The following is a 20,774-nucleotide window of genomic DNA, read 5'->3' as shown; positions in this document are numbered from 1 at the left end:
GCGACTATCGTATCTAATGATTTTAATGAAAAAAATCTATGAAAAAGGCCGTCTGAAAGGATTTCAGACGGCCTTTTTCAACCTTAATCCTTACGTTGCAATACGGCGGCAAAGAAGCCGTCGGTTTGGTGTTCTCCGGAGTTAAGGCGCAGGTATTTTCCGGTATCCAAATCAACCTTCAGGTTTTGCAGCAGTTCGGCGCAGTTGACGAGTTCAAATTCGGGATGTTCGGACAGGAAACGTTCGACCTGCTGCTCGTTTTCTTCCGGCAATACGCTGCAGGTGGCGTACACCAAGCGGCCTTGAGGTTTTACCAGTTTGGAGGCGGCATTGAGGATGCTGTGTTGCTGTTCCAAAAGGTTGGCCACTGTTTCGGCGGATTGGCGGTATTTGAGGTCGGGATTGCGGCGTAAAGTACCCAAACCGGAGCAGGGCGCGTCCACCAACACACGGTCAGCTTTGCCTGCCAGTCGGGCGATACGGGTATCGTGTTCGCTGCTGATGCGTTCGGGGTGGATGTTGGTCAGTCCGGCACGGGTCATGCGCGGTTTGAGGTTGGCAAGGCGTTTTTCGGCGATGTCGAAGGCGTAGATTCTGCCTTTGTTGGCCATTTGCGCGCCGACAGCCAAGGTTTTACCGCCGGCGCCGGCACAGAAATCGACAATGATTTCGCCGCGTTTTGCGCCCACCAATAAGGCAAGCAGCTGGCTGCCTTCGTCTTGGACTTCCAGTGTGCCGTCTAAAAACAATTCGTGTTTGTTAAGCGCGATTTTGTTTTTCAGGCGGATGCCCCAAGGCGAATAAGGCGTTGCCTCTGCATCGGCACTTTCGGCTTGTAACAGCGGCAGCACTTTATCTCGTTTGCCTTTCAAAGTATTGACGCGGATGTCGAGCGGGGCAGGTTGGTTGATGCTGCGGCCGAAGGCAAGGATTTCTTCTTCGCTCCAATGCTGTTGCAGTTGTTCCACCAGCCATTGCGGCAATTCTGCGGCGGTATTCAGGCCGTCTGAAAACTCGGTTTTACGGGCTTTCAAATTGCCGAGGAACGCTGTTTCTTCTTCATCAAGCAGGTCTTTGATTTGGCTGATATTGGTACTTCTGCCGAGAACCAGTGCGGCGAGAGCGGCTTTACGCGGCTGCGCGTGCGGACGGCGCAGGGCGGTGCTGATTTTTTGATAGTGGCGCAGCGCGGCAAAGGCAGTTTCGGCGATTTCGTGGCGGTCTTGGCGGCCGAGTTTTTTGTGTTCGCGGAAATAGGCGGAGAGGACGGCATCGGAAGGCTGTTTGAAAGTCAGCATTTCAGCCAAAACTTTGGCGGTGTGGTCGAGTTGTGCGGCGTTCATGATGTAATGGGTTTCTCTTAAAGTTAGTAAAGGGTTTCAGACGGCCTTCATAATGCGTTCGATTTCGTGCCAAAAGCCGTCCGGCCGTAATTCCAAAACGGCAATCAAGCCTTGGTCGATACGGCGGATTTCGGTTTCATTCAATGTTTCGGTTTCGGCAACACGCGCAGGTGCAAGATAGGCCATGCGGTCGAGCAGGTGGTAGCGCGCTTCTTGGCGTTCAAACCCGTATTCCGCCCAATCTTGAATATAGACGCCGCGCCAGCCGTATGGATTAAGCGGTGGCTCAAAAGCATGGAAACCTTGTGGAAAAAAGCCGATGCCGCGCACGATGGAAGCAGGAAGCGGATTTTCCGGCAGGTCTTGTGCGGCTAAGGTTGCTTTGCCTTGCGGCGTATGCAGCAGCTGGGATTGCTGCACCAGTTTGGCGGCTTTGTCCGGCAGCGTGTCTTTAGTATTGAGGCCGCGCAGGTTTTGCACTTGGTCTCCGCCGTAGTATTTACACGCCAGCTCGATATGGTAGGGCTGTTGGTTGAGGGAAACGACAAAATCCGCGGCGCCTAAAGTTTGGCCGTCTGAAAAAACGGGCAGATTGTATGCGTGCAGTTTGGCGTGCGGCGCGTTGGCAAACCAAAAAGCCAACAGTTCTTCGGCGTAAATGCCGAGACGGTGACCGAACGGGGCGCGTTGGGCAAGGTAATCCGTCAGCGGAGCGGGATCGGCGTCCAATGCTAAAAGATAGCGGAAACCGTGTTCCCCCAATAGTTCGCGCACGCTCAATTCGCAACCGCTTTGCCACAAAGGCGGCGCAGTCAGCAGCGAGGCGAGGTCACGGACGGGTTGGCTGGTGAGTTTCCACCATAATGCGTCTAGGGCGTAATTCATGCTTATCCGAATATCAGTCATGCCGTCTGAAAAGCTTATAATGTTTTCAGACGGCCTTAATCAGTCTTTTTTATGGATACGGTGGCTGACAGTATTGAAAAAACCGCGCAGGATGTCGATGTCTTCGGTTTGCGTGTTGGCGCGGCCGAACAGGCTCTGCATGCGGCGCATCAGGCGCTCGCCGTTGCGGCGGTTGAAAAAGCCGATGTCGGTCATCACGCTTTCCATGTGGGCGACCATGCCTTTGATTTGCTCGTGGGTTGCGGCATGGTCTTCCTGTTGCAGGTGAGTCATGGGCGAATCGGTTTGACTGAAGATTTCGTAGCACACGACCTGCACTGCTTGGGCGAGGTTGAGCGAGAAATAGTCGGGATTGCCGTTGATGGTCATCAGTCGGTTGCAGGCTTGGACTTCTTCGATGTTCAAGCCGAAAGTCTCGTTGCCGAAGACCAGCGCCACTTTCTCGCCACGGTTGGCGGCCTGCAGTAATTCGGGTACTAACTCGCGCGGGGTTTGCAGCGGCGCAGTGATTTCGCGGCGGCGGCTGGTCAGGGCGCAGGCGATAGTGGTGTCGGCAAGGGCTTCGTCCAAAGAGGCGGCAATGGTGGCATTTTCCAAAACGTCTGCCGCGCCGGAAGCGAGGATGAAACTTTCTTCCGGTAATTTAAACGATTGCGGATGATCCGGGTCGAACACGGGCGGATTTTCCGTCATCGGTGTTGCCATCAGATTGGGGGTGACGATGGTCAGTTTGTTCAGGCCCATTGTTTTCATGGCGCGCGCGGCGGAGCCGATATTGGAAGGATGGCTGGTGCGCGTGAGGATGATGCGGATGTTGTCCAGATAAGCGGGCAGGGCGGGTTTTTCGGAAGTCATGTTTTGTTTTCTGTTTGTACGGGAATCAGGTATAATGCGCCATCTTTTTGTTTTCAGACGGCCTTTTTCCATGCCGTCTGAAATGTTCTTTAACAGCATCGGAAACGATTAACAGCCTCTTGTGTGCCTTGTTCGGCGCATTAGGGCGTATTTTACCTGAATTAGGAAGAAAACCATGAATCCGTTTTTAAATACCGCTTTCAAAGCCGCCCGTAAAGCAGGGCAAATGATGATTCGCGCCGCCGGCAATCTGGATGCCGTCAAAGTAGACAGCAAAGCATTCAACGACTTCGTTTCCGATGTTGACCGCAGCTCCGAAATGATTTTGGTGGAAGCGCTCAAAGAAGCCTATCCGCATCACAAAATCACTTGCGAAGAAGGCGGCTCCCACGGTAAAGCCACCGCCGAGTACGAATGGATTATCGACCCGCTCGACGGCACAACCAACTTCCTCCACGGCCATCCTCAATACGCCATCTCTATGGCACTCCTGAACAAAGGCGTGTTGCAAGAAGCTTTGGTGTACGCACCTGAGCGCAACGACGTATACATGGCTTCCCGCGGCAAAGGCGCGTTGCTCAACGACCGCCGCATCCGTGTCTCCAACCGCATCGAATTGAACCGCTGCCTGATCGGCACCGGCTTCCCTGTTGTCGATCAAAGCATGATGGACAAGTATCTGGCGATTTTGAAAGATTTCTTGGCCAAAACCGCCGGCGGCCGTCGTGAAGGCGCGGCTTCTTTGGATTTGTGTGCCGTTGCGGCAGGCCGTTTGGACGGTTTCTTCGAGTTCAACCTCAAACCTTGGGATATTGCCGCCGGTGCATTGATTGTCCAAGAAGCAGGCGGTATCGTTACCGATATGTCCGGCAATGAAGGCTGGTTGGAAAGCGGCGACATCGTTGCGGCCAATCCTAAAGTATTGGCGCAAATGTTGAAAATTATTTCCGACCATCAATAAGCGTTTGTAGGGAACAGTCTGTATTTATCTTTGCAGACTAGAGTTTCAATAATTGGTAAAAGGCCGTCTGAAACCTGAAATAGGGTTTCAGACGGCCTTTTGTTTTGTTGTTAATGGATTCGGATAAGAGCTGAAAATATGGCTTTTGAAGGAGGCACTTTTAATTTTGTCTGTATTTTCTATTGCTTCGCAGTTATGATGTAGATACGTTTGGCTGAAATAATGCCGCTTGCAATCATAAAAATAGAAAGCAGAGGAGAATAATGAAACGAGATTTTGAAGCAGTAAAACGCATTGTCATTAAGATTGGAACCAGTTCTTTGGTGTTGCCAAACGGTAAAATCAATTTGGCAAAAATCGACCAACTGGCCTTTGTCATTTCCAGCTTGGTCGGAAAGGGCAAGGAAATTGTGCTGGTGTCTTCCGGCGCGATGGGCTTTGGGCTGAATGTCCTTAACATGGAAAAACGTCCGGTGGAAATGGCGCAGCAGCAGGCTGTTTCCAGCGTCGGCCAAGTGGCCATGATGAGCCTTTACTCGCAGATTTTTTCCCATTATCGGATGACGGTATCGCAAATCCTGCTGACGCGCGATGTGGTCGAATATCCGGAAAGTTTGGCAAACGTTACCAATGCTTTTGAATCCCTGCTTTCCATCGGCGTCATCCCTATTGTCAATGAGAATGATGCGGTCAGCGTGGACGAGATGGACCATGCCACCAAATTTGGCGATAACGACCGTTTGTCGGCAGTCGTGGCGAAAATCGTTAAAGCCGATTTGTTGATTATGTTGTCCGATATCGACGGTTTGTTTGATAAAAATCCGGCTGTTCACGCCGATGCCAAGCTGCGCAGCCATGTTGCCGATATTACCGAGGAAATTATTGCTTCTGCCGGCGGATCGGGCAGTAAATTTGGTACGGGCGGCATGCTCAGTAAGATTAAGAGCGCGCAGATGATGTTTGAACATCACAGCCAGATGGTGTTGATGAACAGCGCCAATCCGCGCGATATCCTTCAGGTTTTAGATGGCGCGCCTATCGGAACGTGGTTTGCACAAGAGAAATAGGGAGGTTTGATGAGCTATATCGAACAGATGGGCAAGAATGCCCAAAAAGCCAGTAAAACGTTAATCAGCTTGGGAAGCGTGGAAAAAAACAATCTGCTGCGTCAGGTTGCAAAGGATTTGGTTGAACAGGCTGAGATGATTTTGGCGGAAAATGCCCGCGATTTGGTCGCTGCAAAAGAAAACGGCATTTCGGACATTATGCTCGACAGGCTGCGCTTGAATCATGAACGCATCAAAGGCATTGCGGAAGGTGTTGAGCAGGTTGCCGATTTGCAGGACCCGATTGGGCAGGTTGTCCGCGGTTATACCAATCTGGACGGCTTGAAGATTGTTCAAAAACGCGTGCCTTTGGGCGTGGTTGCCATGATTTTTGAAAGCCGCCCGAATGTTTCGGTCGATGCGTTCTCTCTGGCCTTTAAAACCGGCAATGCTATTATTTTGCGTGGAGGTCGCGACGCGATCTATTCAAATACCGCATTGATTGCCGTCATCAGGCAGACTTTGGTAAAAGCGGGAATGGATGCCGATGTGGTGCAGCTGGTCGAAGATACCAGTCATGCTGCTGCCGAGGAATTGATGCAGGCAGTCGATTATATTGATGTGCTGATTCCGCGAGGCGGCGCGCGCTTGATTCAGACGGTGAAAGAGAAATCGAAAGTTCCCGTCATTGAAACCGGAGTCGGTAATTGCCATATTTATGTAGATGACAGTGCCGATTTGGAGATGGCGGTCGATATCGTCGTGAATGCCAAAACGCAGCGCCCAAGCGTGTGTAATGCCGCTGAATCTTTGGTTGTTCATGAAAAGATAGCGGAGGCGTTTTTGCCCAAACTGGAAGAAGCCGTTGCCAAAGTGCATCCGGTCGAATTTAGAGCCGATCAGGAAGCACTGCGTATGTTTAAAAATGCTGTTTTGGCAACCGAGGAAGATTACAGTACCGAGTTTCTTGACTATATTATGTCAGTCAAAATAGTGAAAACAGTGGAAGAAGCCGTCGATTGGATTAACGGCCATACGACGCATCACTCGGAAGCGATTGTGACCCAAAGTATTGCCCATGCCGAGTTTTTCCAAGAAAGCATTGATGCGGCGGCGGTTTATGTCAATGCATCCACTCGGTTTACCGACGGCTTTGTGTTCGGATTGGGCGCGGAAATCGGGATTTCCACCCAAAAAATGCACGCCCGCGGCCCGATGGGTTTGGAAGCGCTGACTTCGACCAAGTTCTACATCAACGGCAACGGTCAGATCCGACGTTGAGAAACGCCCCCCAATTCCATCAATTTGCGTATAATGGCGGGAAATTTGATTTTCCCCGAACAACCGATTTAGTAAAAGGAATACACATGTCCTCTATCCACGATCAAATCAAAGAAGTCGTAACCACCCACCGCGTCGTATTGTTCATGAAAGGCACGAAGCAATTCCCGCAATGCGGCTTCTCTTCCCGTGCCGTACAAATCCTGAATGCGGCAGGTTGCACCGACTATGTGACTGTCAACGTATTGGAAAACGATGCCGTACGCCAAGGCATTAAAGAATACAGCGATTGGCCGACCATTCCTCAACTGTACGTTAATGGCGAATTTGTCGGCGGTTCTGACATTTTGATGGAAATGTACGAAGCCGGCGAACTGCAAGAATTGCTGAAAGCTTAATTATCCACAATATTCCGTAATGTAAAATTGTTGACAAAGGCCGTCTGAAACCCTGATTCAGACGGCCTTTCGCGTGAATACGCACTTTGCGCGCCATGCGAAAAAAAGTATAATCCCTCTCCATCAACGCAATTCGGAAAATCAACATGAACGTTACCGTTATCAACCACCCTTTAGTCCGCCACAAACTCACGCTGATGCGTGAAGCGGATTGCAGCACTTACAAATTCCGCACGCTTACCACCGAGTTGGCACGTCTGATGGCATATGAGGCCAGCCGTGATTTTGAAATTGAAAAATACATTATTGACGGCTGGTGCGGCTCTATTGAAGGCGACCGCATCAAAGGCAAAACGCTGACCGTCGTCCCGATTTTGCGTGCCGGTTTGGGTATGCTAGACGGCGTACTCGACCTGATTCCGACTGCCAAAATCAGCGTTGTCGGCTTGCAGCGCGATGAAGAAACGCTAAAACCGGTTTCTTATTTTGAAAAATTTGTCGACAGCATGGACGAACGTCCCGCGCTGATTATCGACCCAATGTTGGCGACCGGCGGCTCTATGGTTGCCACCATCGACCTTTTGAAAGCCAAAGGTTGCCGTAACATCAAAGCATTGGTATTGGTTGCCGCACCGGAAGGCGTGAAAGCCGTCAACGAGGCGCATCCTGATGTAACCATCTACACTGCCGCGCTCGACAGCCACTTGAACGAACACGGCTACATCATCCCCGGCTTGGGCGATGCCGGCGATAAGATTTTCGGTACACGTTAATTGAAATGTTTAAGGCCGTCTGAAAAGTGTCAAACATCAACTTTCAGACGGCCTTGTTATATGGTTTGCTTTAAAACCCACATCAGAAAGGACAATCATGAGCTTCCAAGACAATCTGGCCGCCATGCCTGCCATCGATCATTTGAGCGGCTTGGATATTCTCGATAAAGAGGGCAATGTGGTTCATCACATTCCCAATGCCCCCGGCAAACAAGGCTCGCTCAAGCTTTACCATGCTTTGGCGCAAGAGTTTGACGGCAAGCTGGACGCAGCAGCGGCAGAACGCGGCTTGGCATGGTTTGCAGAACATGTTGCCGATGCCGAAGCCAATCCAGGCAAACATCCGAATATTGATTTACTGTTTAAAGTGAAGGCTGAAAATGCCAGCCTGATTTTGAAACCATTGGCTGCTTAATGAATACAAAAAAGGCCGTCTGAAAATTGTTTTCAGACGGCCTTTTTATATGCTTAAAGCCTTAAGCGATAGAGGCTTCAACGAATGCAGTCAGTTGGCCTTTAGCCAAGGCACCGACTTTAGTGGCAACGTTTTCGCCGTTTTTGAACACCATCAGGGTAGGGATGCCGCGAACGCCGAATTTGGCAGGAGTGACTTCATTTTCGTCGATATTGATTTTAACGACTTTCAGACGGCCTTGGAATTCGGAGGCAATGTCGTCCAAGATTGGGGCGATCATTCTGCAAGGGCCGCACCATGGTGCCCAGAAGTCCAGCAATACAGGTACGTCGGATTTCAAAACGTCTTGTTCGAAGCTGGCATCGCTGGCGTGGATAATCAATTCGCTGCTCATGTTTGTTTCCTTTTGAATCGGGATTAATAAATATGTTGTTCAGAATAGTGGCAGACAGGGAAAATTTCAAGTGCCGCCGCTCGGTAATAGTTTTTTTGAAATGCGCCTATCGTAATCTTTAAAGATTCAGACGGCCTCTTGAACCATGTGGCCGGAGTGTGCAATCAAATGGCGCGTGTAGTCGCTGCTTGGATTGGCAAACACATTTTCGCATTCGCCTTCTTCAACGATTTTACCGTCTTTCAACACCATCACGCGGTGGGAAATGGCGCGGATGACGGCGAGGTCGTGGCTGATGATGATGAAGGCGAGGCCGTATTCTTTTTGCAGGCCGCTGAGCAATTCAAGGATTTGTTGTTGCCATTGGACATCGAGTGCGCTGGTTGGTTCGTCTAATACGAGGATTTTCGGGCGGACAATGATGGCACGGGCGATGGCGAGGCGTTGGCGCTGGCCGCCGGAGAATGCGTGCGGATAGCGTTCGAGGGCGTCTTCGGGCAGGCCGACTTGTTTAAGGACTTCTTGAACGCGGCGGCGCATTTCTTCACGCGGCATACTAGGCTCGTGAACGCGCAAGGCTTCGGAAACGGTATCAAAGACGTTCATGCGCGGATTGAATGCGCCGAACGGGTCTTGGAACACCATTTGGATTTCGCGGCGCAATTCGTGTCGCCATGGCTCGCCGTTGATGTTCAGGCTGCCTTCGGAATCGATAAGGTGCATAACGGCTTTCGCCAGCGTGGTTTTGCCGCAGCCACTTTCGCCGATAATGCCCAATGTTTCCCCCGATTTGAGATCGAAAGAAACGGGGTTGAGAATGATTTTGTCGCGTTTTTTAAACCAGCCGTCTGATTCTTTGACGGAAAAGGCGATTTGTTCGGCCTTAAGGACGGTGGCAGGGTTTTCAGGCAATGGAGCCACTCGGCGCGTTGTGCCGGCGTTGAGCAACATTTTGGTGTATTCGTGCTGCGGATTGGCGAAGACTTCGTTTGCTTTGCCGGTTTCGAGGATGCGGCCATCACGCATAACGGCGACATCATCGGCAAAACGGCGCACAAGGTTCAAGTCGTGCGTAATGTAGAGCATGGTCATGCCGTGTTCTTCCTGCAGGCGTGAAAGCAGGTCGAGAATTTGGGCTTGGACAGCAACGTCCAAAGCGGTGGTCGGTTCGTCGGCAATCAGGAGCTTGGGCTGGGCTGATACAGCCATGGCAATCATGGCGCGTTGGCGTTGGCCGCCGGAAAGTTGGAAAGGGTATGCCTGGGCTTTTTGCTCGGGCTGGTGGATGCCGGTTTCGTCCAGGAGTTCGATAGCGCGCGCCCATGCCTGTTTTTTGTCCAAACCCAAATGCAGGGACAGGACTTCGGCGATTTGTTCGCCGACGCGCATGACAGGGTTGAGGGCGGTCATGGGTTCTTGAAACACCATGCCGATTTCGCGGCCACGCAGTTTTTGCAGGGCGCGTTCGGGCTGGGTCAGCAGATCGGTTCCGCAATATTTCAGACTGCCTTCAAAGCTAACCATCGGATTCAGGCGCATAATGCCTTGCGACAATACGGTTTTGCCGCTGCCACTCTCGCCGACCAATGCCAGCTTGCGGCCGGGTTGCAAAGTCAGGTTGATGTCGTGCAGGACTTGCTTGCTCGGAAAGGAGCCGTTTAGGTTTTCGATTTCGAGTATAGGTGTCGTCATGGTCGTGGCCGTCTGAAAAGTTTGTTGATGACAGGTTTTCAGACGGCCTGCATGAATCAAGGGGCCGTCTGAAACAGCGGTTTAGTCTTGAAACTGTTCTTTGAGTTTGCGTTTTAACACTTTGCCGGTCGCATTGCGCGGCAGCTCGTCTTGGAAGATGATTTGTTTGGGGATTTTAAAGTTTGCCAACAGGCCGCGCAGGTGGCTGCGGACTTCGGCTTCTTCCAGTTTCATGCCTTCTTTGAGTTGGATAAAGGCAATGATTTCTTCATCGGCGTATTGGTCTTTCACGCCGATTACGGCGGCGGCTTCCACGGCTTCGAGTTTGTAGATGGCTTCTTCGATTTCGCGCGGATAGACGTTTTGGCCTTTGGAGATAATCAGGTCTTTTTTGCGGTCGACGATGAAGATGAAGCCGTCTTCGTCTATGGTAACGAAGTCGCCGGTTTTCAGCCAACCGTTGACGATGGTTTCATCTGTGGCGTCAGGCATATTGAGGTAGCCCTGCATGACTGAGCCGCCTTTGATGATGAGTTCGCCCACTTCGCCGCGTGGCACTTCGATTAATTCGTCATCGACGGCTTTCACGGTCAAGCCGGGCAGGGCGACGCCGACACTGGCGGTTTTTTGGCGCTCAGGCGTATTGACGGCCACAACGGGCGAGCATTCGCTCAAGCCGTAGCCTTCCAGTAATTTGGCGCGCGGGAATTTGGCTTTAAAGTCGTCAATGGTTTGTCCGGCCAAAGGCGCGCCGCCGCTGATAAACAGACGGACGCGGTTGAACCATCTGAAATACCAAGGGATTTTGGCTTTGCTCATGGCAGTGTAAATAGCCGGTACGCCGAGGAAAATGGTAGCGCGTTTGAGCAAAACCTGTTTCAACACGTTGGAGAACGGGAAGACGGATTTGACCAAAATAATCGAGCAGGCTTGAGATATCGGCAGCAAAACCATGGCGGTCAGCGTAAAGCTGTGGAACATGGGCAAGAAGACGACGAAGCGGTCTTTTTGCGAGATTTGGAAAATTTGTTCGATACCCGAAAGGTTGGAAAACAGATTGCTGTAACTGATTAATGCGCCTTTGGGATGGCCGGTTGTGCCGGAAGTGTAGATAATGTGCGCCAAATCGTTGACGGACGGCTGACGGCTCAGATTCGGCTTGCCGGGGAATGTACGCGCGGCATCGAAATAGCTGTCATCGCCACTGGCGGCGTTGGTTTCACCAATCCAGATAATTTTATTGACTTTGGTTTTGGCTTTGATGTTTTTAAGTTCTTTGGCCAACGGCGCGGATGCGAACATAAAGCGTGCGCCGCAGTCATTGAGGATGTAGGAAAATTCTTCGCTTTTCAAAAAGACGTTGAGTGGGACGGCTACCGCGCCGATGGAAGTAATGGCGAAATAGGCGGCAATAAATTCGGGAGAGTTGGAAACGACAAGGGCGACCCTGTCGCCATATTGTACGCCTTGGTGTTGCAGATAGGCGGCGACGGTTTCTACTTCGCGTTTGAGGGAGGAATAGCTGATTTTTTCTTTGTCGTTGAAAATGACCGTGCCTTTACCGTTTTTTTGGCAGGCTGCAGTCAGCATAGCGTAAAAATTAGGGTGGGTGTGCATTTCGGAGTTTGTGTCCATATTGTGTCGATTGATGTACGGTTTCGATGAACCGTTTATTTCGAAGGGTAGGTTTTACATCCTATCGGTAAAATAAGCAAGAGGCCGTCTGAAAATACTTTCAGACGGCCTTGAGCTTTGCTGGGCTTAGGAAAGCAATATTTTGAATTTAAACTTATTTATTGTGTTGATGGGAATATTCCCATTCTTCAAAGTCTGCCGTTCGGAAGATAGCGCAAGCCGATTGCGTTTTTGTCTCAAGCCATTTCGAGTTTACCGTTGAGTTTGAGGCAGAATCCTGATAGAGCCAATGTTTAGAGACTTTGAGACCTAGCCATTGTTCAGACGGCCATCGGGTACTTTCTTAAACAGGCGATAGAAATTGTCGCTGGTGTTTTGTGCCAATGTTTCCAAGCTCTCGCCGCGCAGATTGGCTAAGAACTCAGCCGTATAGCGGACGTAGGAAGGCTCGTTTTGTTTGCCGCGTTTGGGAACCGGCGCGAGGAAGGGCGCATCGGTTTCTACTAAGATTCTATCGGCAGGGACGAATTTGGCGGCTTCCTGTATCAGCGGTGCGTTTTTAAACGTCACAATGCCGGAGAAGGAGATGTATAACCCTAAATCCAAAGCGGCTTTGGCAAAAGCGATGTCTTCAGAGAAGCAATGAATCACGCCGGAATTAGTGTGGCATTCTTTCAAAATCCGCAACGTGTCTTCGGCCGCATCTCGCGTGTGGACGATAACGGGCAGGCCGCTTTCGTTGGCGGCTTGGATATGGTCGGCAAAGCGTTGATGTTGCCATGACAAATCGCCTTTGCACCAGTAATAGTCCAAACCGGTTTCGCCAATACCGACGATTTTCGGATGTTTGGCCGCTTCTACCATTTCGGCAATGGTAAATTCTTCCGCTTCTTGGCTGTCGGGATGTATGCCGATGGTGCAGTAGATATGGTCATTTGCCTGAGCAATGTCGAAGACTTCGGCAAAACTTTGTTTGCTGACGCTGATGGCAAGCGCCTGTTTGACGCTTTGCGCTTCCATATTGGCAAAGACTTCGGGTAGGCGGTCTTTTAAGCCGTCAAAGTTGAGATGGCAATGTGAGTCGATTAAATACATGGTATTACAGGGTAAAAGTAGTGCGGTCGCTGCGCAGGCGCGGGCCAAGCTCGGCTTCGATCAGGTTTTTTGCCTGCAGGCAGCTTTCGTGTTCGGAGAATGCAAGACCTACGCCTTTAGGGCGGTGAGCCGAAGTGCGCGCCGGATTGATCCAAACGACTTTGGTTGGCAGGAAACGTTTGGGATAGTCGGCGATTTCTACGGCCAAGAGGATGTCTTCGCCTAGGGAGAATACGTCATCGGTCGGTACGAACAGGCCGCCGTGTTCTAAAAACGGCATATAGCAGTTGTACAACAGATTGGGGTCTTTGAGTTGCAAAGCCAACATCTTCGCCGGAATGTCTTTTTTATTCATCATTGATTACCTGTTAGGGTTTGTTTTGCCAAAAATCTAAATATTCGATAAGCAGATACTCAAGCTGCATTTTAACACTCAAGGTATGGTATCCGTAAGGGTTGAGCGCGTTCAGACGGCCCAATAGGGCAAACAGCTTGCGTGAATCGGTTTTAGAGGCCGTCTGAAGCAGGGCTTGGGCATGGTGCGGATAATAAAGCGGCGCCATATTTTGTTGTGCCAAGCCGACATCCATCAGCCACTTTTGCAGCCAGTCGATGAAAACGGCCAGCGGTTGTTTTTGTTTGTCGAACGCGGCGGCGTAGTCGAGTATGGCTAACAGGCGCGGGGCGGCCAGCAGCGTCAGCAACTCTTCGCGCAATGCGTCCAATTCGGGAGTCGGCGTGAATAAAGGCGCGCCGCTGTGGAATGCCAACAAGGCTTCTGCATTTTCTACGCCCTGTTGGCGCAGGTATGTCGCAGCCTGCTCATGGGTAGGCGAGGGCAGCACCAACTGGCGGCAACGGCTTTTGATGGTGGGAAGAAGTTTGTCGCGCGCATGGGTAACGAGCAGGAAAACGACGTGTTGCGGCGGCTCTTCCAGAGCTTTCAACAAACCGTTTGCCGCCTGTGTATTCATGCTTTCCGCTGGATGTACCAATACCACGCGCAGGCCGCCTCGGACAGCAGTCAGGTAAATGTTTTCCACAATATCGCGCACGGCATCGATTTTGATTTGTAGGAGTTTGCGCCCCGTTGCCTCGCCTTCGGGCATTTCCGGCGTGAGTTCGTAAAAGTCGGGATGCGTGTTTTGGCTGAACAAATGACACGAAGCGCACTCGCCGCAGGGTTCATGGCCGGACTTGGGCGATTCGCACAGCAATGCCTGCGCGACAAAGCGGGCAAACTTGGTTTTGCCGGTATTTTCTTTGCCGGTAAACAGCCAGGCGTTGGGACGGTTTTGCCAATGGGCGGCGAGCTGTTGCCATTGTGTTTCATGCCATGGATAAATCATATTGTTTGGGAACTATTAGGTAGGTAGTTATTATACTCTCAGGCTGTCTGAAAAAGGTTTCAGACGGCCTTTAATAAACTGCCTAAAAATTAATCAAATATCGTTTTTCTTTGAAATATCAATGATTAAGATGATTTATGCACAGCCTTTGCACACGCTTGTTTGGGGATAATGTGCATTTTGTTTGGCGGTAAAGTTGTGCTTAAAATTTAGGCAGATGTGTTTTTTAATTTTAAATCAGACAGTAATCTGATTTATGCACAAGCTGTCCACGCGATTGAACAGTGAAAATGTGCATGGTGGGGATATATTTCAGACGGCCTTATTTGCTGATTTTCAACAAAGCGGTTAAATCCCCGATAAATTTCGGTTCCCGTTTGATGAGGTAAACAATCAACGGAAGATTACCCACGGCAACAATCAAATATAGCAGCGTGATGCTGTCGAACAACATCAGCAAAACCGCGCTCAAAATAGCGGCCGACACCATAAACACACCATTGATGATGTTGTTGGCGGCGACCGCGTGGGCGCGGAAGGTTTCGCTGCTGGCAGTTTGCAGCCAAGTGTAGAGCGGTACGGAGAAAAAGCCTCCGAAAAAGCCGATGGCCGACATCACGAGCATAATCGGATACGCCTTGGCTTGCGATAAGAACCAAATAATGCCGTTTAATTCGGTAAAGCGTTGGCCTTGGGTCAGCCACACCAGCAATAATCCACAGACGGTCAGCCCCAGAGTGCCGATGGTAACCAAGCCCAAAATCAGGCGTTCATGGCTGAGTTTGGCGCATAATACCGAGCCGATGGCGATACCGATGGAGAACAGCGCCAACATCAGGTTGAACACATTATCGTTGCCGCCCAAATGGATTTGCGTGAACGTCGGTAGTTGGGTGGTATAAACCGAGCCGATAAACCAAAACCATGAAATACCGATGATGGACGTGAATACGGGACGATTGGCTGCCGCTTCACGAATCAGTGAATTCGTGCCTTTGATGATGTTCCATTCGATTTTTGTGTCCGGCATTTTAGCGGGTACAGACGGCATAAACAGGCTGGTCATCGTGCCGCCGATAGCGACCAATAACACCAAACCGCCGACAATATACGGCGGAACGCCTGCGACTGCCGTGCCCAAAATCTGGCCGAGCAAAATGGCGATAAACGTACCTGATTCAATCAGGCTGTTGCCCATAATCAGCTCTTTGTCGTTGAGGTAATCGGGCAAAATGGCATATTTCAGGGGGCCGAACAAGGTCGATTGCGTACCCATGCAAAACAGGCAGATTAAAAGCAAAGGTGCGGATTGGATGTAGAAGCCATACGCCGCCACTGCCATGATGATGATTTCCAACAGCTTGATCCAGCGCGCCAAAACTGCTTTATCGAATTTGTTGCTCAGTTGTCCTGACAGCGCGGAAAACAGGAAGTAGGGCAGGATAAACAGCATCGCACCCAAGTTCAGCATTTGGCTGGGTGGCAGAAAGTCGTTTTTACCCAAACCGTAAAAACTGATCATCACGAATAATGCGGTTTTGAACATATTATCGTTCAACGCGCCCAAAAACTGCGTCCCAAAGAGCGGCGCAAAACGGCGGGTCGTGTGGAAATTCAGATTGTCTTTTTTAAGGCTCATCGTTTGGATTCTTTGTCTTCGTCTTTTTCGATCAGTTTTTCAGTGGAGTCATCGTCCATCAAAATGCGGTGCGCAGGTCCTTCAAGGTCGTCAAACTGTCCGTTTTTACCCGACCACCAGAAAAACCAGCCGATGATAAAGGCCAAAATAATGCTGATGGGGACAAGGATAAACATACTTTCCATTACATCGCTCCGGTCAAATCGGTCAGGATAAAGGTTTTACCGCTGATGGTCAGGTATTCGTTGCGCAATGCACCGATATTTTTATCGTCAAAAAACAATTCGATACGGTCTTTAACCACGCGCCAGTATTGCGGGATATCGGTTTGCTCAAAAGGCGACAATACCGCCGCTTCGGCTGCATCTTCGTTTTGCAGCTTGATTACAAAGCGTCCGCTTTGCGGTGGATTTTGCGATTCATCATCTGCCAACATAATAAAAAATCCGGCGTGTTCGCCGTCTTGAGTGTGGATACTGAAATAATGCATATCGGGAAATCTTCAAAACCGCCGTCATTTTTTCAGACGGCCTTAAAATAAAATTCCGTCCATTTTACATCAAATATTAAGTCAAGCAGCCGATTACATTTTTTGTTAGAATACGACGTTTACTTTGTTAATCTGTTCAGACCGCTACCCACTACGTCCCACAAGGGATGCAACATAGCCGGAGCCGCAGTAAGGTCCCGACAAAAATGCCGTCTGAAACCTCAAGGAGCATAAAATGACACAAAAATTAATCTTGGTTTTGAACTGCGGCAGCTCTTCCCTCAAAGGTGCCGTATTGGATAACGACAGCGGCGAAGTATTGTTGAGCTGCTTGGCAGAAAAACTCAATCTGCCTGATGCCTATATCACCTTTAAATTCAACGGTGAAAAACGCAAAGTCGATCTTTCTGCCAAACCTGACCATACCGGTGCCGTTGAAGCCCTGATGGAAGAACTGAAAGCGCATGATCTCGACAGCCGTATCGGCGCCATCGGCCACCGTGTCGTCAGCGGCGGCGAGTTGTACAGCGAATCCATCCTCGTTGATGACGAAGTTATCGCCGGCATCGAAAAATGTATTCCGCTCGCTCCGCTGCACAACCCTGCGCACCTCTTGGGTCTGCGCGCTGCACAAACCATTTTCAAAGGCCTGCCGAACGTTGTCGTATTCGACACCGCCTTCCACCAAACCATGCCGGAACATGCCTACACCTACGCTGTTCCACATGAATTGTATGAAAAATACGGCTTGCGTCGCTACGGCGCGCACGGTACCAGCTACCGCTACGTTTCTGATGAAACCGCCCGTTTCCTCGGTAAAGACAAAAAAGATTTGCGCATGGTTATTGCCCACCTGGGAAACGGCGCATCCATTACCGCCGTTGCCAACGGCCAATCTCAAGACACCAGCATGGGCCTGACTCCGCTGGAAGGTTTGGTAATGGGTACCCGCAGCGGCGATATCGACCCTGCCGTTTTCAGTTTCTTGGCTGAAAACGCCAACATGACCATTTCCCAAATTACCGAAATGCTGAACAAAAAATCCGGCCTGCTCGGTATCTCCGGTTTGTCCAACGACTGCCGTACCATCGAAGAAGAAGCTGCCAAAGGTCATCCGGGCGCCAAACTGGCTCTGGAAATGTTCATCTACCGCTTGGCTAAATACATCGGCAGCATGACAGTAGCGGCAGGCGGTTTGGACGCATTGGTCTTCACCGGCGGTATCGGCGAAAACTCCGACATCATCCGCGAACGCGTATTGGGATACTTGGGCTTCCTCGGTCTGCACATTGACCAAGAAGCTAACCTGAAAGCCCGCTTCGGCAATGCTGGTGTGATTACCACTGCCGACAGCAAAGCTGTTGCCGTTGTGATTCCTACCAACGAAGAATTGATGATTGCACACGATACTGCCCGTCTGAGCGGCCTGTAATCCGTCATTATTGAAGACCTGCCCGCAAGGGCAGGTTTTTTGTTGTGTATAGATGAAGAAAATTTTGAGAATATATTGAAAAAAGCCGGCAAACATTGCGTTTGCCGGCTTTTTAATCAGTGCAATATTAAGAATACTGATAGATAGGTTTAGAACTTATAACTGATGGTAAACAGCAAAGTCCTGCCTCGTGCGTAGTTGTTCAAGACGGAGCGTGTCGTGCCGCCATATTTGCCATTGCATAAACCGTTGGCATCGCATTCGACTTCCTCATCATCTAAACCGCCTTTTCTTTCAAATACGCTGAAATAGCGCTGGGTTGCGGCATCGTTTGCGGCATCCAAAGGATCGATATAGCGTTTATTGAACGCATTTTGAATGTCGAAACGAAGGATAAGGTTTTTCTTCGGTTCATAATTGGCATAGAAATCAAAAATCAGCGGCTGTCTGTTGATGCTTTCTGTTTTTTTGATCACCCTTCTGCCCATTTGGTGTAAAGAGTAGGTATTGGCACCGGTTGTACCGTCAACAAATTCCTCCTCAGTCGTTGCCCGTGTACTTTTGCCGTAATAGCGCATAATGCCGCCGATGGTCAATTTGTTGCCCAACCATCGGGACCCTAATTCAACCCGACCGTAATCTCGGGGTAAGCGGGAAATTTTGCTTAAGCCGTAGCCTTGTTTGATTTGGTCTTCTTTAGAAGAGTTGCGGGGCGATTCGCTGGCATCGCTATAATTGGTCGGCTGGTTGGTTTTTTGATAGGCGTAAGACAGGGTTGTAAAAAAGCGGCCGAAATCATAGTTCATTTCCACTTCCAAACCATTTTTATGGACAGGTTTGGCGTAGTTTCGATGCTGGATAGAGTATTGCAGGCCGGTACTGGTTACCCAGCTGGGTGCTTTATCCAAATCCCACCATTTGCCATAAACATTGTGGATATAGTTGTTGATCCTGCTGCGATAGGCAACCAGTTTGAAACCCAATACATCGTCCGGCTTGAAAATCCCTTTTTTGAAGGTATTGAAGCCTATTTGATAAGTATTGGCCTGTTCCGGCTTGAGGGCGGTATTGACGCCCGAGTCGCCGATTTGTGAAAAATACATTTCTTGAATATTCGGCATTCTATGCGTACGTGAATAGCTGATAAACGGCATAAAGTAATCGTTGACATTGATGTTTAATGCTACCGAATGGTTTACCGCATGCTTTTTACCGGATTTGGTATAAACCGGTTCGTAAAGGTCGCAGCTTGGCGTGCAATGCTGTTTATAAATTTCAGAATCTTCTCCAAATGCTTTTTTAAAGTCTTCTTGGGTATTGAAGTAGTCGGTATATTCGCCTTTGTAGCGGTAGTTGACCATATTGGCGCTGTAATTCAATTGATAAATGCCTTTTTTCAAGGAAGTATCAAAATAGAACGTATTGAATTTTTGCTGGCCTGAAGGTTGCAATATGGTTGATTTCTGAGGAAATATTCCTTTGTCGCCTTTGAAGCGGCCTAAAAAGCTGTACAGGCCGGCATCTTGATCCGGGCCGTCGTAAAACAGGCTCAGCTCTTCCGGAAAGCGGTTTTTACTGTATTGGTTTTTAAAGAAATTGAAACCGACAGTAGCTTTTAAATCTGTTTTTTGGGGAAGTTTGAAAGAAAAACTGTTGTTGATATCCAAAAGATTAGCTGTATTTTTGGTTTCCAAATAATCAAGCAGTCCCCATCCTGAAAAACGTGAGTTTTTCGGATATTTTTGTTTTCCCAAATTATGGGCGGCCAACACGTTTAAATCGACATAATCGCCAATGTTTAAATTGTAATTGGCTTGGTAGTTGCGGTTTTCTACTTTGCGGCTGCCGATACGGTTGTTCATGGTACGAAGCTGAAGGTCCAGCTTGTTGTTGTCGTTTTCGTATTCCACTTTGACCAAATGGCTGTTTGAGCGTTGTTGCAGGCTGGTCGGGTCGATTGGAGTCAGATCCCATTGCGGTGCCAGATTCTCTTTCCAGCTTCTTTCCAAGTCATCGACATAATCTCTTTGCAAAACCTCAGGATCGTTATATTTTTTGGAGAAAGGGTAGTCCCAATAGCTTTTGCCGACTGCGTTACGTTTGGAAAAATCGCGAACCCAGAGATTTTGTTCGTGGTCGAATTTCAATAAGTTGCTCTCAAAATATTCTTGTTTTTTACGGTCCAAATATTCTTCGCCAAAATTGCCGATACGCTGACCGCCGCCGCCTACTTTATAGTTTTGCTCGACATTACGGTGGCTATAACCATATAACGCGCCAAGGCGCGCTCCGCTGTCAAACCATTTTTGTACTGCTCCGGTTGCCATAAAGTTGCTTTTGGTGCTGTTTGTGCCGTTCAATCCTTTGGTTAAGAGACCGAAGGTATTGTTTCCGTGTACCACATCGTCTACCCGTAAAGTACGGAAATTGGCTGTACCGGATAAGGTATTGATGCCGTTGGCACCCGAGAAACTGCCTTTGGTTACATCCACACCGGCAATAAAATTGGGATCCAGTGCCGTACCGAATTGCGAGGAGCTGCCGCTGCGTCCGGCATCGGCGGAAGTGGAATAGAAGGTTTGGGTTACGCCGTCAACCATCGTATTGACACGTCCCAAACCGCTATCGCCACGGATATTGACCGCCAATACCCCCGATCCCTTGTCTTGTTGGGTGAAAACGCCGGGCATGCTCCGAACGATGGTATCAATGTTTTCGCTGGATTGATAAACGCGTTCACGCGAACTTTTGGCTTGGCCTTCGGTAAAAACTTTTTTCTCTTTGGCAATGTGTTTGCCTTTGACTTGAATTTCATCAAGCTCTTGAGTTGAAACCTCGTCTTCTGCGTGTGCGATACTTGTTATAGCCAGTAAAGATAATGTTAGTAGATTTAATTTGAAATTCGGATTCATGATAGTTACCTCAGAAACGAAGCTGCTACTGTATAACATATTATTAAACTTTACAAACATTTTGATAATGGTTTTTATTTGTTAAAAAATAAAGCAGAGTCTTGTTTCAGGAGATAATCCACCCGCATATGATTCATCTGGCTGAAAAGATAAAGCAG

Annotated in this window: 20 protein-coding genes; 7 read left to right on the top strand and 13 right to left on the bottom strand. The window is 49.5% G+C overall.

Annotated features, from left to right (window positions below; all coding sequences use genetic code 11):
- Nucleotides 1–83: 83 nt before the first annotated feature.
- Genes CYJ98_RS05690 through CYJ98_RS05680 form a run of 3 tightly spaced genes read right to left on the bottom strand, consistent with a single transcriptional unit; the run spans nt 84 to nt 3,104 of the window.
- Nucleotides 84–1,343 (bottom strand): RsmB/NOP family class I SAM-dependent RNA methyltransferase, encoded by a 1,260-nt coding sequence (locus tag CYJ98_RS05690; protein WP_049323524.1) that lies wholly within the window; start codon nt 1,341–1,343, stop codon nt 84–86.
- A 36-nt stretch (nt 1,344–1,379) separates the two neighbouring features.
- On the bottom strand, nt 1,380–2,249 hold the full coding sequence (locus CYJ98_RS05685) for a DUF1853 family protein (protein WP_049323525.1): 870 nt from the start codon (nt 2,247–2,249) through the stop codon (nt 1,380–1,382).
- 39 nt (nt 2,250–2,288) lie between these two features.
- Entirely contained in the window at nt 2,289–3,104 is an 816-nt protein-coding gene (locus CYJ98_RS05680) for an RNA methyltransferase (protein ID WP_049323577.1), read from the bottom strand.
- Between the two features lie 175 nt (nt 3,105–3,279).
- On the opposite strand from CYJ98_RS05680, the gene CYJ98_RS05675 reads away from it, so the two are divergent.
- From CYJ98_RS05675 to CYJ98_RS05650, 6 genes are all read left to right on the top strand, one after another.
- Entirely contained in the window at nt 3,280–4,065 is a 786-nt protein-coding gene (locus CYJ98_RS05675; RefSeq protein WP_049323527.1) for an inositol monophosphatase family protein, read from the top strand.
- A 263-nt stretch (nt 4,066–4,328) separates the two neighbouring features.
- On the top strand, nt 4,329–5,132 hold the full coding sequence (gene proB, locus CYJ98_RS05670) for a glutamate 5-kinase (RefSeq protein WP_101755395.1): 804 nt from the start codon (nt 4,329–4,331) through the stop codon (nt 5,130–5,132).
- Between the two features lie 9 nt (nt 5,133–5,141).
- Nucleotides 5,142–6,392 (top strand): glutamate-5-semialdehyde dehydrogenase, encoded by a 1,251-nt coding sequence (locus tag CYJ98_RS05665; protein WP_101755396.1) that lies wholly within the window; start codon nt 5,142–5,144, stop codon nt 6,390–6,392.
- A gap of 86 nt (nt 6,393–6,478) precedes the next feature.
- Nucleotides 6,479–6,790: a Grx4 family monothiol glutaredoxin gene (gene grxD / locus CYJ98_RS05660; protein ID WP_003681608.1), complete on the top strand. Its 312-nt coding sequence runs from the start codon at nt 6,479–6,481 to the stop codon at nt 6,788–6,790.
- A gap of 146 nt (nt 6,791–6,936) precedes the next feature.
- Nucleotides 6,937–7,563, top strand: coding sequence for a uracil phosphoribosyltransferase (gene upp / locus CYJ98_RS05655; RefSeq protein WP_003746048.1), 627 nt, complete (start codon nt 6,937–6,939; stop codon nt 7,561–7,563).
- A gap of 97 nt (nt 7,564–7,660) precedes the next feature.
- Nucleotides 7,661–7,978: a DUF2322 family protein gene (locus CYJ98_RS05650; protein WP_004519528.1), complete on the top strand. Its 318-nt coding sequence runs from the start codon at nt 7,661–7,663 to the stop codon at nt 7,976–7,978.
- Nucleotides 7,979–8,039: 61 nt separating this feature from the next.
- On the opposite strand, the gene trxA is transcribed toward CYJ98_RS05650, so the two are convergent.
- The 9 genes from trxA to CYJ98_RS05605 all read right to left on the bottom strand — a co-directional run bounded on the left by trxA (nt 8,040) and on the right by CYJ98_RS05605 (nt 16,272).
- Nucleotides 8,040–8,372: a thioredoxin TrxA gene (gene trxA / locus CYJ98_RS05645; RefSeq protein WP_101755397.1), complete on the bottom strand. Its 333-nt coding sequence runs from the start codon at nt 8,370–8,372 to the stop codon at nt 8,040–8,042.
- 126 nt (nt 8,373–8,498) lie between these two features.
- The gene (locus tag CYJ98_RS05640) at nt 8,499–10,064 is read right to left on the bottom strand and encodes an ABC transporter ATP-binding protein (RefSeq protein WP_101755398.1); all 1,566 of its coding nucleotides are present in this window, start codon (nt 10,062–10,064) and stop codon (nt 8,499–8,501) included.
- Nucleotides 10,065–10,145: 81 nt separating this feature from the next.
- Entirely contained in the window at nt 10,146–11,699 is a 1,554-nt protein-coding gene (locus tag CYJ98_RS05635) for a fatty acid--CoA ligase (protein WP_070625821.1), read from the bottom strand.
- Between the two features lie 309 nt (nt 11,700–12,008).
- A complete protein-coding gene (locus CYJ98_RS05630; protein ID WP_101755399.1) occupies nt 12,009–12,794 on the bottom strand; it encodes a TatD family hydrolase in 786 nt (261 codons plus the stop codon).
- A gap of 4 nt (nt 12,795–12,798) precedes the next feature.
- The gene (locus CYJ98_RS05625; RefSeq protein WP_003682949.1) at nt 12,799–13,152 is read right to left on the bottom strand and encodes a PilZ domain-containing protein; all 354 of its coding nucleotides are present in this window, start codon (nt 13,150–13,152) and stop codon (nt 12,799–12,801) included.
- Nucleotides 13,153–13,162: 10 nt separating this feature from the next.
- Nucleotides 13,163–14,143, bottom strand: coding sequence for a DNA polymerase III subunit delta' (locus CYJ98_RS05620; RefSeq protein WP_101755400.1), 981 nt, complete (start codon nt 14,141–14,143; stop codon nt 13,163–13,165).
- Nucleotides 14,144–14,465: 322 nt separating this feature from the next.
- Complete coding sequence (locus CYJ98_RS05615) at nt 14,466–15,782, bottom strand: MFS transporter (RefSeq protein ID WP_101755401.1); 1,317 nt, start codon at nt 15,780–15,782, stop codon at nt 14,466–14,468.
- Nucleotides 15,779–15,967: a cbb3-type cytochrome oxidase assembly protein CcoS gene (gene ccoS / locus CYJ98_RS05610; protein WP_049333240.1), complete on the bottom strand. Its 189-nt coding sequence runs from the start codon at nt 15,965–15,967 to the stop codon at nt 15,779–15,781. Before ccoS ends, CYJ98_RS05615 begins: the two co-directional genes overlap by 4 nt.
- Nucleotides 15,967–16,272 carry an HLGFF motif protein gene (locus tag CYJ98_RS05605; RefSeq protein ID WP_070644951.1) on the bottom strand — a complete coding sequence of 102 codons (306 nt, stop codon included), beginning with the start codon at nt 16,270–16,272 and terminating at the stop codon, nt 15,967–15,969. Before CYJ98_RS05605 ends, ccoS begins: the two co-directional genes overlap by 1 nt.
- A gap of 235 nt (nt 16,273–16,507) precedes the next feature.
- Between CYJ98_RS05605 and CYJ98_RS05600 the strand changes: the two genes are divergently transcribed.
- Nucleotides 16,508–17,704: an acetate kinase gene (locus CYJ98_RS05600; protein ID WP_101755402.1), complete on the top strand. Its 1,197-nt coding sequence runs from the start codon at nt 16,508–16,510 to the stop codon at nt 17,702–17,704.
- Between the two features lie 149 nt (nt 17,705–17,853).
- On the opposite strand, the gene CYJ98_RS05595 is transcribed toward CYJ98_RS05600, so the two are convergent.
- On the bottom strand, nt 17,854–20,616 hold the full coding sequence (locus CYJ98_RS05595) for a TonB-dependent receptor domain-containing protein (protein WP_101755403.1): 2,763 nt from the start codon (nt 20,614–20,616) through the stop codon (nt 17,854–17,856).
- Nucleotides 20,617–20,774 lie beyond the last annotated feature (158 nt).

This window comes from Neisseria perflava, from assembly GCF_002863305.2.
GTDB classification, from domain to species: Bacteria; Pseudomonadota; Gammaproteobacteria; order Burkholderiales; family Neisseriaceae; genus Neisseria; species Neisseria perflava_A.
Note: the sequence above shows the minus strand (reverse complement) of the source record. Positions and strands in the feature narration are given on the sequence as shown.

What these genes read in the sequence shown, in the direction of transcription:
- proB (WP_101755395.1), top strand. Translation starts at nt 4,329, where the DNA reads ATGAAACGAGATTTTGAAGCAGTAAAACGCATTGTCATTAAGATTGGA.
- CYJ98_RS05640 (WP_101755398.1), bottom strand. Translation starts at nt 10,064, where the DNA reads ATGACGACACCTATACTCGAAATCGAAAACCTAAACGGCTCCTTTCCG.
- grxD (WP_003681608.1), top strand. Translation starts at nt 6,479, where the DNA reads ATGTCCTCTATCCACGATCAAATCAAAGAAGTCGTAACCACCCACCGC.
- trxA (WP_101755397.1), bottom strand. Translation starts at nt 8,372, where the DNA reads ATGAGCAGCGAATTGATTATCCACGCCAGCGATGCCAGCTTCGAACAA.
- CYJ98_RS05595 (WP_101755403.1), bottom strand. Translation starts at nt 20,616, where the DNA reads ATGAATCCGAATTTCAAATTAAATCTACTAACATTATCTTTACTGGCT.
- CYJ98_RS05685 (WP_049323525.1), bottom strand. Translation starts at nt 2,249, where the DNA reads ATGACTGATATTCGGATAAGCATGAATTACGCCCTAGACGCATTATGG.
- CYJ98_RS05680 (WP_049323577.1), bottom strand. Translation starts at nt 3,104, where the DNA reads ATGACTTCCGAAAAACCCGCCCTGCCCGCTTATCTGGACAACATCCGC.
- ccoS (WP_049333240.1), bottom strand. Translation starts at nt 15,967, where the DNA reads ATGGAAAGTATGTTTATCCTTGTCCCCATCAGCATTATTTTGGCCTTT.
- upp (WP_003746048.1), top strand. Translation starts at nt 6,937, where the DNA reads ATGAACGTTACCGTTATCAACCACCCTTTAGTCCGCCACAAACTCACG.
- CYJ98_RS05665 (WP_101755396.1), top strand. Translation starts at nt 5,142, where the DNA reads ATGAGCTATATCGAACAGATGGGCAAGAATGCCCAAAAAGCCAGTAAA.
- CYJ98_RS05620 (WP_101755400.1), bottom strand. Translation starts at nt 14,143, where the DNA reads ATGATTTATCCATGGCATGAAACACAATGGCAACAGCTCGCCGCCCAT.
- CYJ98_RS05675 (WP_049323527.1), top strand. Translation starts at nt 3,280, where the DNA reads ATGAATCCGTTTTTAAATACCGCTTTCAAAGCCGCCCGTAAAGCAGGG.
- CYJ98_RS05600 (WP_101755402.1), top strand. Translation starts at nt 16,508, where the DNA reads ATGACACAAAAATTAATCTTGGTTTTGAACTGCGGCAGCTCTTCCCTC.
- CYJ98_RS05650 (WP_004519528.1), top strand. Translation starts at nt 7,661, where the DNA reads ATGAGCTTCCAAGACAATCTGGCCGCCATGCCTGCCATCGATCATTTG.
- CYJ98_RS05690 (WP_049323524.1), bottom strand. Translation starts at nt 1,343, where the DNA reads ATGAACGCCGCACAACTCGACCACACCGCCAAAGTTTTGGCTGAAATG.
- CYJ98_RS05635 (WP_070625821.1), bottom strand. Translation starts at nt 11,699, where the DNA reads ATGGACACAAACTCCGAAATGCACACCCACCCTAATTTTTACGCTATG.
- CYJ98_RS05615 (WP_101755401.1), bottom strand. Translation starts at nt 15,782, where the DNA reads ATGAGCCTTAAAAAAGACAATCTGAATTTCCACACGACCCGCCGTTTT.
- CYJ98_RS05630 (WP_101755399.1), bottom strand. Translation starts at nt 12,794, where the DNA reads ATGTATTTAATCGACTCACATTGCCATCTCAACTTTGACGGCTTAAAA.
- CYJ98_RS05625 (WP_003682949.1), bottom strand. Translation starts at nt 13,152, where the DNA reads ATGATGAATAAAAAAGACATTCCGGCGAAGATGTTGGCTTTGCAACTC.
- CYJ98_RS05605 (WP_070644951.1), bottom strand. Translation starts at nt 16,272, where the DNA reads ATGCATTATTTCAGTATCCACACTCAAGACGGCGAACACGCCGGATTT.